General features: G+C 67.7%; 11 protein-coding genes and 3 pseudogenes. 5 read left to right on the forward strand and 9 right to left on the reverse strand.

The window, feature by feature from the left end; genetic code table 11:
* Positions 1-612: 612 nt before the first annotated feature.
* A complete protein-coding gene (locus ACGFZF_RS07335) occupies positions 613-1422 on the reverse strand; it encodes a hypothetical protein (RefSeq protein ID WP_393551725.1) in 810 nt (269 codons plus the stop codon).
* A gap of 394 nt (positions 1423-1816) precedes the next feature.
* On the opposite strand from ACGFZF_RS07335, the pseudogene ACGFZF_RS07340 reads away from it, so the two are divergent.
* Both ACGFZF_RS07340 and ACGFZF_RS07345 read left to right on the forward strand, forming a co-directional pair.
* A pseudogene (locus ACGFZF_RS07340) lies at positions 1817-2023 on the forward strand (transposase); the annotation flags it as partial.
* A 169-nt stretch (positions 2024-2192) separates the two neighbouring features.
* On the forward strand, positions 2193-3425 hold the full coding sequence (locus ACGFZF_RS07345; protein ID WP_393551727.1) for a hypothetical protein: 1233 nt from the start codon (positions 2193-2195) through the stop codon (positions 3423-3425).
* A 439-nt stretch (positions 3426-3864) separates the two neighbouring features.
* On the opposite strand, the gene ACGFZF_RS07350 is transcribed toward ACGFZF_RS07345, so the two are convergent.
* Entirely contained in the window at positions 3865-4032 is a 168-nt protein-coding gene (locus ACGFZF_RS07350; RefSeq protein ID WP_393551729.1) for a hypothetical protein, read from the reverse strand.
* Positions 4033-4236: 204 nt separating this feature from the next.
* On the opposite strand from ACGFZF_RS07350, the gene ACGFZF_RS07355 reads away from it, so the two are divergent.
* Entirely contained in the window at positions 4237-4704 is a 468-nt protein-coding gene (locus ACGFZF_RS07355; protein WP_393551731.1) for a hypothetical protein, read from the forward strand.
* Between the two features lie 1011 nt (positions 4705-5715).
* Here ACGFZF_RS07355 and ACGFZF_RS07360 read toward each other — a convergent pair.
* The 4 genes and pseudogenes from ACGFZF_RS07360 to ACGFZF_RS07375 all read right to left on the reverse strand — a co-directional run bounded on the left by ACGFZF_RS07360 (position 5716) and on the right by ACGFZF_RS07375 (position 9093).
* Complete coding sequence (locus ACGFZF_RS07360; RefSeq protein ID WP_393551733.1) at positions 5716-6279, reverse strand: hypothetical protein; 564 nt, start codon at positions 6277-6279, stop codon at positions 5716-5718.
* Between the two features lie 177 nt (positions 6280-6456).
* Positions 6457-7092, reverse strand: coding sequence for a hypothetical protein (locus tag ACGFZF_RS07365; protein ID WP_393551735.1), 636 nt, complete (start codon positions 7090-7092; stop codon positions 6457-6459).
* Between the two features lie 417 nt (positions 7093-7509).
* Positions 7510-7740 (reverse strand): annotated as a pseudogene (locus tag ACGFZF_RS07370) (IS630 family transposase); the annotation flags it as partial.
* Between the two features lie 33 nt (positions 7741-7773).
* Positions 7774-9093, reverse strand: coding sequence for an FAD-dependent monooxygenase (locus ACGFZF_RS07375; protein ID WP_393551737.1), 1320 nt, complete (start codon positions 9091-9093; stop codon positions 7774-7776).
* Positions 9094-9710: 617 nt separating this feature from the next.
* Here ACGFZF_RS07375 and ACGFZF_RS07380 point away from each other — a divergent pair.
* Positions 9711-10394, forward strand: coding sequence for a DUF4328 domain-containing protein (locus ACGFZF_RS07380; protein ID WP_393551739.1), 684 nt, complete (start codon positions 9711-9713; stop codon positions 10392-10394).
* A gap of 964 nt (positions 10395-11358) precedes the next feature.
* Here the strand turns inward: ACGFZF_RS07380 and ACGFZF_RS07385 are convergent.
* Positions 11359-11604, reverse strand: a complete 246-nt coding sequence (locus ACGFZF_RS07385) for a hypothetical protein (RefSeq protein ID WP_393551741.1) — start codon at positions 11602-11604, stop codon at positions 11359-11361.
* Positions 11605-11753: 149 nt separating this feature from the next.
* Positions 11754-12269 (reverse strand): annotated as a pseudogene (locus tag ACGFZF_RS07390) (transposase family protein); the annotation flags it as partial.
* Between ACGFZF_RS07390 and ACGFZF_RS07395 the strand changes: the two are divergent.
* Positions 12266-12853, forward strand: a complete 588-nt coding sequence (locus tag ACGFZF_RS07395) for an FG-GAP repeat domain-containing protein (RefSeq protein WP_393551743.1) — start codon at positions 12266-12268, stop codon at positions 12851-12853. The pseudogene ACGFZF_RS07390 and the gene ACGFZF_RS07395 sit on opposite strands and share 4 nt — an antisense overlap.
* A gap of 62 nt (positions 12854-12915) precedes the next feature.
* Here the strand turns inward: ACGFZF_RS07395 and ACGFZF_RS07400 are convergent, their stop codons facing one another.
* The gene (locus tag ACGFZF_RS07400; RefSeq protein WP_393551745.1) at positions 12916-13275 is read right to left on the reverse strand and encodes a hypothetical protein; all 360 of its coding nucleotides are present in this window, start codon (positions 13273-13275) and stop codon (positions 12916-12918) included.
* Positions 13276-13529 lie beyond the last annotated feature (254 nt).

Genomic DNA, 13529 nt, shown 5'->3' on the forward strand with positions numbered 1-13529 from the left:
CGCCGGGCCGGCCGTCCATCGGCTCGACCGACCACGTCAGGGCGCGGCACAGCGCCTCGTACTCGGCCCGGGCCCGGTGAAGGGCACGCTGGGCGTCGAGGAGGTCTTCAGGGAAGTGGGAGTCAGCAACGACCAGAATGATGCGTCTGTTCGAAGATCGGTGGCGGTGCGACCCGCCGCCGTCCGGGGTAGCGCATCACCCGACCGGCGGAGCCCACCGGCCAGCGCCCCGAACGACGCCACACAGGGCCCCCAAGCCTGGCACAGTCCTGCCCTCCGCTCACGACTCCGCCGACCTCACGGTACGGCCCGCGCGGACGAAGTCGAGATACTCATCACCAGCGATGCCAGCGTTCACCCAGCGATCATCGACGTGCGAGGACGGTGCCGCCGTCATGGAGCGGCTTTTGGCCGAGCTCGACGACCGGCAGCGCTCGCCGGCTCCGATGTCGGCTTCATGACAGTGAGCCTGCGGTAGTGATGGTTGGTCAGGAGTGGCGTGCTATTGGCAGGCCCCGTCCTGTGGGGGAGTCCTGCTGGTGCGGTGCTCGTTCGGTCGGCAGCTGCTGACGGATTGAACCGCGTTGGTGTCTGCTGCCTGCTGGATTCCCGTCAGCCCTTGCGGACCTCGTGCGGTGAGTGGTTGTAGTGCGCGTGCTCTCGTTCGACTGAGACGAAGGACAACCGCGTGTTGGTGAGCAACGGCGAGAGGTCCCCGTCGACCACCCGGGTTGAGCCGGAGATGGTCACCTCGTCGATGGCCGGGTGGGCGGCGATCGGAGTCAGCGAAGCGATGTCACCGTTGTTCTCCAGCTCCAGCCGCCGCAGTCGGGGTAGTCCGGAGGCGAACGTGATCGCATCGGTTTTCGTGGAGAGCAGAGACAGGTCCGTCAACGCCGTGGCCCCGGACAGCAACTCGGGACGGGCAAGGCGGCCGTCGTAGAAGCGGAGCTCGTCAAGGTGCGGAAGGCAGTCCGCGCCTTCCATGTCGGTGACGTGATTCCGCATCGACTCGATCCGGAGCTTGCGGAGGGCGGGCTTGGCGCCCAGTGCGGAAAGCGAGGCGCCCTTCCAGCCGACGATCACGAGGTTCTCGACCGACGTCAGTGCGTGCAGGCTGCCGGCTACGGCGGACCAGGGGGCTTCCAGGTCTCGGAGTGCGGTGAGGCCGGACAGATCCAGGGCATGCAAGGCGGACGGGGGCAGCTGCAGTCGTTCGAGGTCCGCGCACCGCGTCACTGGGGAGAGGTCCGTGATCCCGTCGAGGACACGGAGACTGCGTAGCCCGGAAAGGCTCGGCAGGAAAGAGAGTTCAGGACCCCTTTTGCGGCGCATGGGTGCCCCGACCACCATGGCGTCGCACCCACCGTCCGCGAGCCGCTGGGCGTAGGAGGCGTTCCATGGCTCGTCGATCACGAACATCTCGGCCCGCCCGCCGCGCCCTCGGGTGATCTTCATGCCAATAGCCCCGGGAGGAAGGGGGTGGGCGGGGGCCGCAGGGCCCCGCCCTCCTGTCAGTAGTGAGCGTACTTCCTCGACGGGTGAAATTCTGGTCGTCTGAGTCGCGCTGCCATGGCACTTGCGACGATTTCGTGCGCCTTGTTCGAGCTTGCACAAGGCAAGGTCGGAATTGTGTGGGGCCCCGGAGGTCTGTCAATCGAACGGTGGAACCCCGGGTTTGGGACTGTAAATCGTTCGGTGTAACTCCCGATCATGGAGGATGCATCGATGACCAGTGAGAACGTGACCGAGGCCGAGACCGTCGAGCCTGCCGAGCCTCAGCCCGTGAGGGCGGTGGATGACCGGCTGATCCGCGAAGACCGTGCTCACGGACGTCGGCCCGGTGGAGATATCCGTGCCCCGGGACCGCGACGGCTCGTTCGAGCCGAAGATCGTCAAGAAACGGCAGAGGCGTCTGACCCGTGTGGTCGAGACGGTCATCTCGCTGTCCGCGAAGGGCCTTACCACCGGCGAGGTCCAGGCCCACCTGGCTGAGGTCTATGGCGCCGAGGTCTCCCGCCAGATGCCGGGTCCGGCCTGTCGACGAGACCTGGGGCGGGCATAGGATCGGTACGACAGTGCAGGTCGGAGGCCATCTCATCGGAGTGAACCGACCGAACGGAAGACACCTTCGAGAATGGCCGGACCAGTTCGCAGAGGGTGCGCGCAACTCAAGGGGGGGGAGGGGCGCTGTGGGAATCCATACGCGTCAGCCCGGGGAGTACATCAGGCCTGCTGGCCAGATTCTGCTTAACCACTACGGCCACCCGGCTGGGGTGTACTACGCATCAGGGGCGTTCTATTTCCAGGAATCGCTGAGTAGATTCTCCGTCGCCCAAAAGGTCGAAGCCGAGCTGGTGCCCGAACCGTGCAATCGGTGGGACGCGCGGGCGGTGGCCTTCGACGTGGAGGGTCACCGGGTTGCTTATCTACCCACGGCCGCCGCGAAGATGTGGCACGACGTCGTGCGGGCGTGGAACGTCGCCGGCTTCGCCGTGTACGTCATGGCGGAGGTGAACCGCTGGGAAGCCGACGGCAGCACCCAGTTCGGGCTCACCGTGCCCAAGTGGGACTGGGAAGTACTCGTGGCCCTGGCGGAGGCCGCCGGGCTCCGGACGGCCTGGTCCAGTGCCATGGAGGCACTCACCGACGAGCAACGGCTCCTGATGCGGCAGGACGGCGGCTACACCCCGGACGAGTCGGTCCTGAGGGTGTTGCGGAGAAGGCACGAGCAGTACCCCATGTTCCGGTGGGACAGGAGCGCCGGCGGCGGTCTGGGCGAGCGGATGCCGTTCTGGTACGGCTACTTCGTCCGGGAGCAGATGCGAGAAGAGCAGGAACAGCTCCGCTGGGCCCGATCGTTGAAAGCCTCTCTGCGACGTGCGTTCAAGGACGAGATCGGGCGACGCAAGAAGCAGGAGCGGGAGCAGGAACGGCTGCTGCGTCAGGACCGCGAGGAGCAAGCACTGCGACTGCACGGGGAAGGCGTGGCCAATCGTGACATCGCCGCACGGCTCGGCCTGACTTTTCCACAGGTCGAGGGTCTGCTCTACCGGGCCCGCAAGACCGCGGGGGTCGCCTCGCAGCACCACGAGAATCTGCAGAACGAACGACGTCTTGCAGCAGCAGAGGCTCTGCGGCACAAGAGGGCAGGCCTGACCAGGGCGGAGATCGGACGCACCATGGGTCGGTCCCTCGATTCCGTCAAGGACCTGCTCCAGGACGCCTCTTTCTACGAATGCCCGGAAGACTATCCGGAACGACTGGCACTGGCCCGGCGATGTGTCGGACTGCGCCGTACGGGCCTGACGAAGGACCAGGTTCTGGAGAAGCTGGGCGGCACCCGAGGAAAGGCACTGAGGACGTTCCGCGACGCGAGTTTCCTCGAGGAAATCGCCTCCGGGCCAGTGGCGGCGAGACCGTGATGTCCGACGTCTGGACCCGTTCGGGTGTGGGCGTCACGGCTCGGCTGCGCCTCTCTTTCTGACGCGCCCGGGCGGTGACTGCAGCGCCGGAAGCTCCGTTCCGGCGCATGCGCGTCGTTCCGGCGCGGCGCTGCCGCGGGACTGCTGCTGGCCCGGGGCCATGTCCGGCATGGCGCTCTATCCGGGGGTGCCGGTGCGGGGGCGGTTCGGTCGTCGGCCGATCTGTTCGGCGACCCCCATTCTCTGGGCTTCTATCAGATGGACAAGCGCCGCATCCCACGCAGGTGGATCCTCCGCTATGAGTCCGAACGTCCAACCCAGTCGCTCACCCACGCACGAGCATCGTCCGCATCTGTATCCGCCTCTTCCGCCACGCACGGGATCATCTCCTAGCAAGGTCGGCTCGCTCGACCCGGCAGCGCGGGGGAGACTCAGGGGCTCAGGAGCGCATCGACATCAGCGTGCACGAGGGAATCGGCGACATGGCGCTCGCTGCGCATGACGCGGCGACCTGCAGGACCATCACCACGCCGCTGCTGTCGGTGGTCGTCTCGCTGTCGGCGTCCGGAGCGTGCCGGTCCCAGTGGCGCCGCGGGGCTGTCAGCATGCCCCGGGCCGCGCGGTCCCGACGGAACAGCCTCCCGGCCCGTCGGTGGCCGGCGGCCGCAAGCGCCCGCCGGCGTGGACTGTGAGAGCCAGGGCAAGGGTCGGGCTCCAACGCCCATTCTGATGGTGGCTCGTTCGCGTGGATGTGTAGGGTGCACGATACCTGCGCAGGGCAGTCCGATGCAGGTCACAAGGGGTGGGAAGAATGAGAAAGCTGTGGGTCTGTGGCGGCCTGGTACTCGGCATCGCGGGGCTCGTCGGTTGCTCTGGCACGACGAACGACGCGCAAGACTCGGCGCCGCCCAGCGCTTCACCCTCCGCGGTGACTCTCGCCATCAACGGGCGGGTCTCCGTTGAGCTGTCCACGGACGGCAAGGGCCCCGCGACCGGCAAGCCGTGCACGGTCCCGCCGAACTCCAAGGTCAAGGCCGGGGCCGAAGTCCGCGTGACAGACGACGCAGGCAAGATCCTGGGTAACGACGCGCTCACGCCCGGGGAAGCCCGAGGTTACACTCTCAAGTCCTGCGACTTCACCTTCTCCTTCAAGGTGTCCGGCGCAGCCGAGAAGTACGTGCTGACCGTTGAGGGCTTCCCTCCCATGCCGTACATCCGGGAGGACATCCGCCGCGGACTCTCCTTCTGGGAGGATGAAGGCACGCTGATTCCGCAGTAGCCCTGGCGGCACACTCGCCGAGGACCGCCGTGTGAAACGCCTCTGCGACCCCGTGGGCCGTCGCCGTGCAGACCCGCGTTGTTCGTGTGGCTTGCAGTCCGGCGACGGCCTTCGGCCAGTCCGAGCCGAGGGGTGACGCCCCTGCCGAGCAGGATTTCGTGACGCCAAGGCCAGATGTCCCAGGGCTCTTGTGCGGAAGCCGCTTGGTCCGGAAGGACCTACCGGCCCGCTGGCCGACCATCCGGCGCAGACGAGTCCGAGCACGGAAATGCACAGGCGGCCCGCGATCAGGCAGCCCTCATCGGGGGCACACGAGGCGGCCAGGTGCTCGTCGTCCTGAAGATCGTCGTGGTCCATGGGTCGGCTGTACCGACCCTGTTCAAAACCGGTGCGCCCCGGTTCTCCAGGGCGTCCCTGCCTGCTGTTACTCTCCCGTCCACCTGCGGTGGGGGCACGGCAGGGGGCAGGGGAGGGGTCATCGGCCCGCCCCCAGCTCTCCAGCAACTCCACCGTGGCACTGACAGCCGTCCACCAGCCCGTCGCGACATACGGGGCGAGTACCTCCAGCGCCTGCTCCTCGCGGCCCTGACCGGCCAGCAGCCGTGCCCACCCTTCCGCGCAGAACCATTCCCCACGAGCGGCCCACGACTCCACCAACTCGGCATGGCCGAGGTCGAGAAGCCGGGAGACCAGAAGCGGCGGGATGCAACCGGACTGCGTCCGGACCCGATAGTCAAGATCACCAATGTCCACGACGCCGTACCGTAGCCCCACCCCCTGACAGTGTCGGCAGCTCTACCGCCGTCCTCGAGGAAGGCGGGCGGCTGGACCACACCGCCCGCATCGTCAGCGAGTGCGGCACTGAGGTGCTCCCCGAGCTGCGACCACGGTGCTATCGAGCAGCCCATCGAGCACTCCGAGTGACACCGGCCTCCGAACGTCCAACACCAGGCGGCACCAGCCCGAACACCCCGCACAGGTGCTCGGAGAGAGAATCTGGGGGCGACGGGGTCAGCTGAGCGGATCCGCTCCGCCGTTCTTCTTCATGCAGGCGTCGTCGTACGCCATCAAGGTGATGTCGCCTTCCTGCCGCAAAGCCCGGTACTGCGTCACCACAGTCCAGCCCCGCTGCTTGAGAATGACACGGGCTTCGAAGACCGCCCCATCCTTCCCCTTGCGCTCGGTGCGTTCCCCGGACTGCTGCCAGTCGCGTCCGCGCAGCTCGCCGACCATCCTGTCGAAGCGAGCCGTATCGACCGGGGCGATCTTGGTGCTGTATCCCTTGTATCCGACACCGCACGCTCGCGGAGAGCCGGCCGGAGCATCCTCGTTCATGCCGGCGAACTCCGGTGCGTTCGCTGGAAGACCCGCACCCGCGGCCGAGGTGTCGAGGTCGCTACGCACGACGTCCTTCGTGAGCGGACCGGTGCCCGCGGGACGCGGCGATACCGTCCTTGCTGCCGATGGCGGAGCCGCGGTCGCACCGGCGCCGGTGCTGGTGGCGTTCGTGCCACAGCCTGTGGCTCCGAGCGCGATCACCGCTATGACCACAGCTGCCTTCTTCGTCCTGCTCACAAGTGTTCCTTCCCAGGTCGCAAGGGTGGACCCGTGCGATACGGGGAGGAGTGTGCCACGGCACGCCGGCGGGTGGTCACCGGCCCCTGCGCTGGAACGCCCCAGGTGTGGCGCCTTGAATGCGGCACCACGTGGGGGAGGCGCAAGGAGGACACCGTGGCACCAGCTGGCTGTGGGCTACTCGGAGGAGAGGCGGCGTGCCAGGTCTGCCGCAAACTGACCTGCGGCCTCTCCTTGATGGGTGAGATCGAGGGATTCCAGCAGGCGTAGATGGCCGATGGTGTCGCGGGCCTCGGCTGCGGTCAGCAGCGGCAGACGGGGCGCGGCCGGGTAGTCGCCGGTCACCGGCTCAGCGATCTCCACGCCCTCTCCAACCGGCATCCGCCCATCACGGATACACACGTCCCCTGCGGGTGCCGGAGGCATCGCTTCTTCGGTGAACTCCCTCGCCCGCTCGTCGGCGAGGAGTTCGTGCCTCACGTGCTTGTAGTCGGCCAGGGCTTGCGGGTCGCTGTGGTGGTAGTCGGTCCAGAATCCGGGGCGCTGCCAGCGGGGATCCGCGAGGCGGGTGTGGCCGTCGGCGATTACGAGGGTCCAGCCGGGAGGTATTCGGGTGTCCACCGTCTCGAAGTCGGCGGGATCCCAGAGCAGTCCGGGGTCGGTTGTGCCGGGGCCGAGCACGCGGATCTGGACATCGGTGTCGTTGGCGACCACTTCCACCACCGGGTAGACACCGCCCACCCGGATCCCGTCGTACTCCGCGACGGGGATGTCGGCAGCGGGGTGGATGATCTGCAGGCATCTGACTTTCATGGGAAGAGTCTCGCCCAGTCGATCCCCGGTCGTTATCCGGGTTGCCGCGACGGTTCCAGTAGGGCGGCCACGGCGAGCGTCGCTGACGACCGGGCCCTGCTTCGGAACGGAGCCACCGGCCCATCTGTCCGAGACGACAAGCCAAACGGACCAGATCCCTTGAGACGGGTACCAAAGACCGGGACATTGATCTCTGCCACCGGATGATGATCAGCGGAGGCTGGTGCCACCGCAGCATGACTGACGAGGCCGTTTGCTGCCGAAGGGCCCGGACCCCGTCGGCGACAAGCTGCACCAGACCGACCCGCGGGGAAGTGGGCTGCGAGGCTGACGCGGAGCGCAGGAATGCTGGACTCGACGACGGCAGTTCGCAGTAGCTGACAGGCGGCGGCGTCATGATGCGGCGTCGGCGCAGGGTCAAGCGATGCTCGTCCTGTTGATCACGGCATGGAGGCGCTCGTCGGTGGCGTGTCCGTTCCGCCGGATGCTGTAGCGGCGATCTGCTGCCCCGGGCCTTGTCGGTGGAGTGGTAGATGCCGTCGAGGGCGAAGTAGCGCAGGGCGGTGAACTGGGCCTCGACGCGGTTCAGCCAGGAGCGGTTCGTGGCGTGCAGGCGAACTCGCCGTTGCTCGCATCGGCCCAGTCACCGTTCGAGAGCACATCCTGAAATGCGCGGCCGCCTCAGCTGCTGAGCAGCACGCGGGCAGCCCGGGCCAGGAAGCGGGGGTTGGTCAGGGCCTTCGGTGGCAGCTCCATGTTCACGACCCCCATGTACTGCGTGTTCACGGCGGAATCGAGCACGGACGCCTCGGTGAGCTTGTCGGCGACCCACCTCTGCACGCGGTAGCCGCGGGGGTACGGGCCGGTGACGTGAGGCTGCGCGAGGTCGGCGGCCGTGGAGAGCTGCCAGGCTCCGTCCACAACAGCTTCGACGAGCCGGAAGTACTCCCAGGCCGGATCGTGCACGTCGGGGGCGGAGCGGAGATAGGCGCCGAGGGCGTTGGCCGCCACGGCCGCCAGCGTCAGGCCCTGCCCGTAGATGGGGTTGACGCTGGCCAGAGCGTCTCCCGCGACAACGAGACCACCAGGAAACCGGCTCAGCCGGGAGTGCACCCGTCGGCGGCTTTCGACGAAGCGGTACGTCCTGACGCCCCCGATCATCTCGGAGACGTCCGCCACCGTCCGGATGGGGGCAACGCAACGGCGCATCCTGCGATGGAACTCCTCGCGGTCGGGCCCGGGCTGGTAGTCGGCGTAGCCGGCCAGGACGACCGACCACCGGTCGCCCTCCACCGCGACCAGGGCGCCAGGCTCCGTCACTCTGGGCTGGTAGTCGCTCGTGGGCCCCGGGCTGGAGTGAGCGACGACCGTGCTGCCCAGCTCATCCCCGCGGCGGAAGGTGGCGGTGGCGTAGCCGAGGTCGATCCTCATGCGGTCGACGGGGGCCTTGTGCCAGCCGTCCCGGACGAGCCAGTCCTCCAGCGGGCTGTTCCGTCCCATCGCGTCGACGACGAACTCAGCGTCGACCGTGTCCCCGGCCCCGTCACCGCTCTCAGGCGTCGCAGTCGTTACGCCCACCACACGGCGCTCGCGGAGAACGAGGCCGGTGGCCTGCGCCTGGCTGAACCGCACGTTCTCGAGGGCGGCGACACGGCGCCGCAGGTGGCTCTCCAGGAACGGCCGGGTGGCACCGAGCATGCGCGCCCCGGTGGCCGGGGCCTTCAAGCGCCCGTCCAGATAGAACTGCACGTCATCGCCCTCACCGAGGAGTGCGCCGCCCTTGACCAGCTCCTCGGTTATCCCGGGAAACCAGCCCTCCAGTTGCGTGTGCCCCATGGCCAGCAGGGCGTGGAGCTGATGCCGCTGCGGAGTGCGTCGGCCGAACCCGTCCTCCCCGATGACGTCGGGCTCCACCACCACGACGTCCTCGGCGTAGTCACTCAGCACACGGGCGGCGAAGAGCCCTCCGTAGCTGCCGCCCATGACGATGGCCCGCTTCACTTGTACCCCCCACCCCAGCGCAACGGCCGGGTTTCGAAAGCTGGTTGATGACGCCGTGATCTGCATCGGCCGATCAGGACACTACCGCGCGCACTTCAGGAGCCCCTGGGAGTCGGCGCCATGGGCCCGCAGTTCTCGCAGTGCCGAGACGACCAGCGAATGGTTCAGAGGGGCGGCGACAAGCAGCAGGCGGCTCCGCTCGTCGAATGCAGCCCCGGCTCGCTGCCGGGGGCGGCGAAGACCAGGCGCCGCCAGGAGCCGGTCACCAGCTCCTGCGTAACCTCCGCTCGTGGCGGGCAGGCGGTGGGACGCAACGAAGATGGGGCGGGCGAGGTGGGCACGGGTGGGTTCGGGGGAGTGGTCTTCGGGCCCTGAGGCGTCGCTCGCCCTTGGGTTTGACCTGCGTGAACGTTGTGGACGGTGGGGAGGTGCCCACGTAGGGTCTGCCGGGGCGGCAGTGGATCTGCAGCCTTCCTTCGTTCCGTTGTTCCTGTGGGGGGTACATCGTCGTGTCCATCAGCGATCCTGGCTCGCCGCCGTCGTCGCGGCTTCCGTCGTCACGGTCGGCTGGGCGGGCTGCTGCCGGGCCGCGGCCCGGCGGTGGCATCGAGGTACGCATGCGTGCGCCGCTGCCGACCGCTGCCCTCCGATCCCTCCGTGGCCCGGCTGCGGTGGCCACTGTCCTGCTCGTGTTGGCTGGGGTGGTGAACCTGGCATCAGCCGGGATCGGGGTGTCTGCCTGGTCGATGGCCAACGACCTCGTCGTCGATCCCACCGCGGTATCGGAAGCGGCGCTCGACAGGTCCGACGCTCTCACCGTCAATGTCGGCAACTTCCAGCAGATGGCGTTGCTGGTCACGGGGATCGGTTTCCTCGTCTGGTTCCACCGGGCGCGTGTCAACGGCGAGGTCTTTCAACCGGGCGGCTTCACGCAGACCCGCGGCTGGGCCATCGGCAGCTGGTTCATTCCCCTCGTTCACCTATTGCTGCCGTTCCGTATCTGCCTGCAGATCTGGATGGCCAGCGCACCGCTGGGACCCGGCGCTACTCCGCGCAGGGTATCCACCGCACTTCCGACGGCGTGGTGGGCGCTGTGGGCCGGCTCGGGCGTCCTCTACGCCGTCGCCGACCAGATGTTCAAGCGGGCCGAGGAACCGGAGGCCTGGCGCAACAGCCTGACGGTCGGGATCCTTGCCGACGCACTCATGGCCGCCTCGGCCGTACTCGCCATCCTCTTCGTCCGCAAGCTCACCGCCATGCAGTACGCCAGAACCAGCAGCGGCCCCTCCACGGCAGCCTGACGAACAAGGCCTCCTCGTAGCCATGGCGGCGAGAGTGAACCCGGCGCCGAACACGCAGCACCCCCAGCGCTGCGCGTCTCGCCTGCGGACCCAAGGGCTGATGCCTGCCGCATGCAGCGTCGCCCTTGCTGTCCGACGAGTCGTCCGCTTCCTCCGCGAGGAGACGCCCACGCGGTTCCAGCCGCTGAGCCCGGCCACCGCCGGGGTGGTCAAGCGCTGCAGGACCAGAGCGACAGACCATCTGCGCTACCTCGAACTGGGCAGCGTCCTTCGCCCGCATGCTCACCCAGCTGCAAGGTCCCCGACTGCCGGCATGGATCGAAGCGTCGACCAACACCGACCTGCCCAGCCTGCAGCGATTCGCCCGGCATCCGGAACGCGACCTCGGCGCCGGTACCGCGGGACTCTCGCAACCGTGGAACTCAGGAGTCGTCGAAGGCATGCCAACCGGATCAAGATGCTCAAGCGCCAGATGTTCGGCCGAGCCGGCTTCTAACTCCTCCGCAAGCGCGTCCTGCTCTACTCCTGAGCTTGCCGTTCAGCCTTCGGCGTCCGGCGAAGGTGGTTTGTCATTGGCGGCGAGGGTGACTTGGGCGGTCCATGACCAGGGCGTCCGGCGCGGATCCCAGCTCACCTCGACGTCGGTGTCGTGGAGGTCGCGCGCGAGTTCCGTCACCATCACCCCGCCGCGGCCCGCGCGTCTTGAGGGTCGGTGTTGATCGGCACGTCCTGCCGCCCGCAGAGATTTCCGCTATCAGTCAGGACGCTGGTTCGCCAGCCCTCCGGCGTCGCAAACAGGAAGATCCCCTTCGGAACGCCCCAGGCGGGCCGCTTCTTCGTCTCCTTCCTGCGTCTCACCATGCCGCCTATCCAACATCGTCGAGTTCATGGGGATGAGTCTGGGTGGAGGATCAACCGCCGCGGCACGCTTTGGTGCCGGCCTTGCGCGGCAAGCTGAAGTCCTTCAGGACGCATCGTCGATGAGCCCGAAGCCCTCTGGGAACTCCTCCAAGAACTCACGGCGAGCGGGGTTGGTCTCGGCAGCTGCCATCTCCCCGAGCAGGGCGATCAGCTCCTGCTGCTGATCACGCGACAGCGTGTTGACCACGTGCGCGACGCCCTCCATCACCTTGACCGCGTCGTCCTGATCCATCTGCTCGTCTTCGCTGCCGTCGATGAACCACAGGACATCGACCAACGCCTCGGCCAAGGCGCGAGTCAGGGACGGGTACGAAGACGTCACAACGGTCTCCCAGCAGATCAACGGCATAGTCCGGCCATCCCACCACACACCACTGGCATCACTTTCCGTGAGCCTCCACGGAAGGTGGACCAGAGCCACTTCTCCCTGAGCCCTTTTCATCCTGAATGACTACAGGTCGGCAGTGTGTGGACGGCCCTGGACGGCGGTGCCGATGCGGCGAGTGGAGCATCTGGCTCGTCGGAGCAGTCGCCAGCACTTCAGCAGGGCGAAGGCGCGCTCGCCAAGGGCTTGGAGTCGGGCGTGATCACGGTTGAACAGCTGGTAGTGCTCGGGTTGTTCGCGGTAGCGGTCGTACAGGGTGCGGACGGTGGCGCCGGCGCCCTGGTAGGCATGGTCCGCAAGGACGAGGGTCTGTCGGGTCAGGCAGGCCGGACGATGCCGTGGCGCGGGCCGCAGTCAGATCATGAGTGCGGCCCGGCGAGGCCCGGGAGAACCAGAGCGGTGTGCCGTCCGGCCGGGCGATGACCTGGATGTTCACGCCGTGCTGCTTGTGCTCTTGGGAGTACTACGGCTCGTCCGCGGCGATGCGGTCGGTGGGGATCAAGGTGCCGTCGACGATGACGAAGATCGCCATCGCCCAGCCCGGTCAGGGCCTCGTGCAGGCCCGGTGCCCGTAGACGACCGCATCGAGGTCGAGCTTCCCGCGAACGCACCCGCCCCGACGACATGGACCCAGATCAAGGCGGTCGGCGACGTTACCGGTGACAAACTCCCCGACGTGTTCCTGCGTGCCGGCAGCGCCTTGTGGTTCCTCTCCGGATACACCGGCGGTACCTTCCAGGACGCCACCCTCATGAACGGCGGCGCGTGGGGCCGCCGCGACATCGTCAACGTCAGCGACATCAACAAGGACGGCACTCCCGACGTGCTGTGGCGCGACCTGGATGGCGGTGCCATCAACGGCCGCCACGGCAAGCCCGGCGCCGCAGGAGCCGGCAGCGTCGACCTCACCTCACTCATGCTCGCCGCCAACTCCCTCAACGGCGATGTCTCCTACGGCACAGGCTGGACCGAGGCAACGATCTCAACGGCAGTCGGGATCCCCGACGTCAACAGTGACGGCATCCCCGACATCTGGGCCCGCTTCGCATCCGACGGCCACATGAGCGTCTACTACCCCTCCACCACGAGCACCAACGCACCCGCCAAGACTGTCCTGACGGTCAACTGGAACACCATCAAGTCCTTCGGATGAAGCCACGCGGTAGCCCGGCTCCCCCGAGCCGGGCTACCGCGGCTGCCGGCTGGGGGGTCGGCTCAGAAGCCGCTGCAGGTGGCGGCGGCTGAGGGGCCGGTGGCGGTGGCTGTCTTGGGGGAGTCGTTGTCCACGGTCACCGAGCAGGTGGCCGTGCCGCCTGAGCCGCTGAGGCTGATGAGCAGTGATCCGCCTTTGACGAAGCCTTTCGTCGTCAGGGTCTTCCGCCATGGCAGTGTCGCGACGGTCTCGGACCTTGACGAGATGCCGTCGTCGTTCCAGAACGAATACGCGATCGTCACGTCGCGGGCGTCACCGGTGACGGCGTATCTGACGGTCACGGTCTTCGACACCTCGTTCGAGAAAGCCGCGAAGAGAGCGGCACACCCACCTGCCGCCAGCAGTACCAGGACGAGCAACACCCACGGCCACTTCCGCCGCTTTCTCCTGGGTAGCGCTGCTCCGTACGGTCCGCCACCACCGGGCGGAGCCTGCCACCCCGCCCCAGGGGGAGGCTGCTGCGCGCTTTGCCCCCATGGCCGGGGGTGCGGGTCTGGGCGGGATCCCTGTCCCGAGGGTGCTTCGTTCATGGCGCAAGGGTCCGGCGATGGGCTCGGGCTCGCCACTCCGCTCCAGGCTCGGATACTCCGTCTGCCTGATGTGCCGAGGCCGGCCC

It is taken from the genome of Streptomyces sp. NPDC048338 (genome assembly GCF_043201055.1).
Classification (GTDB): Bacteria; Actinomycetota; Actinomycetes; order Streptomycetales; family Streptomycetaceae; genus Streptomyces.

Coding starts and splice junctions, on each gene's coding strand:
- ACGFZF_RS07380 (WP_393551739.1), top strand. CDS start 9,711: ATGCGTGCGCCGCTGCCGACCGCTGCCCTCCGATCCCTCCGTGGCCCG.
- ACGFZF_RS07365 (WP_393551735.1), bottom strand. CDS start 7,092: ATGAAAGTCAGATGCCTGCAGATCATCCACCCCGCTGCCGACATCCCC.
- ACGFZF_RS07335 (WP_393551725.1), bottom strand. CDS start 1,422: ATGTTCGTGATCGACGAGCCATGGAACGCCTCCTACGCCCAGCGGCTC.
- ACGFZF_RS07350 (WP_393551729.1), bottom strand. CDS start 4,032: ATGCTGACAGCCCCGCGGCGCCACTGGGACCGGCACGCTCCGGACGCC.
- ACGFZF_RS07355 (WP_393551731.1), top strand. CDS start 4,237: ATGAGAAAGCTGTGGGTCTGTGGCGGCCTGGTACTCGGCATCGCGGGG.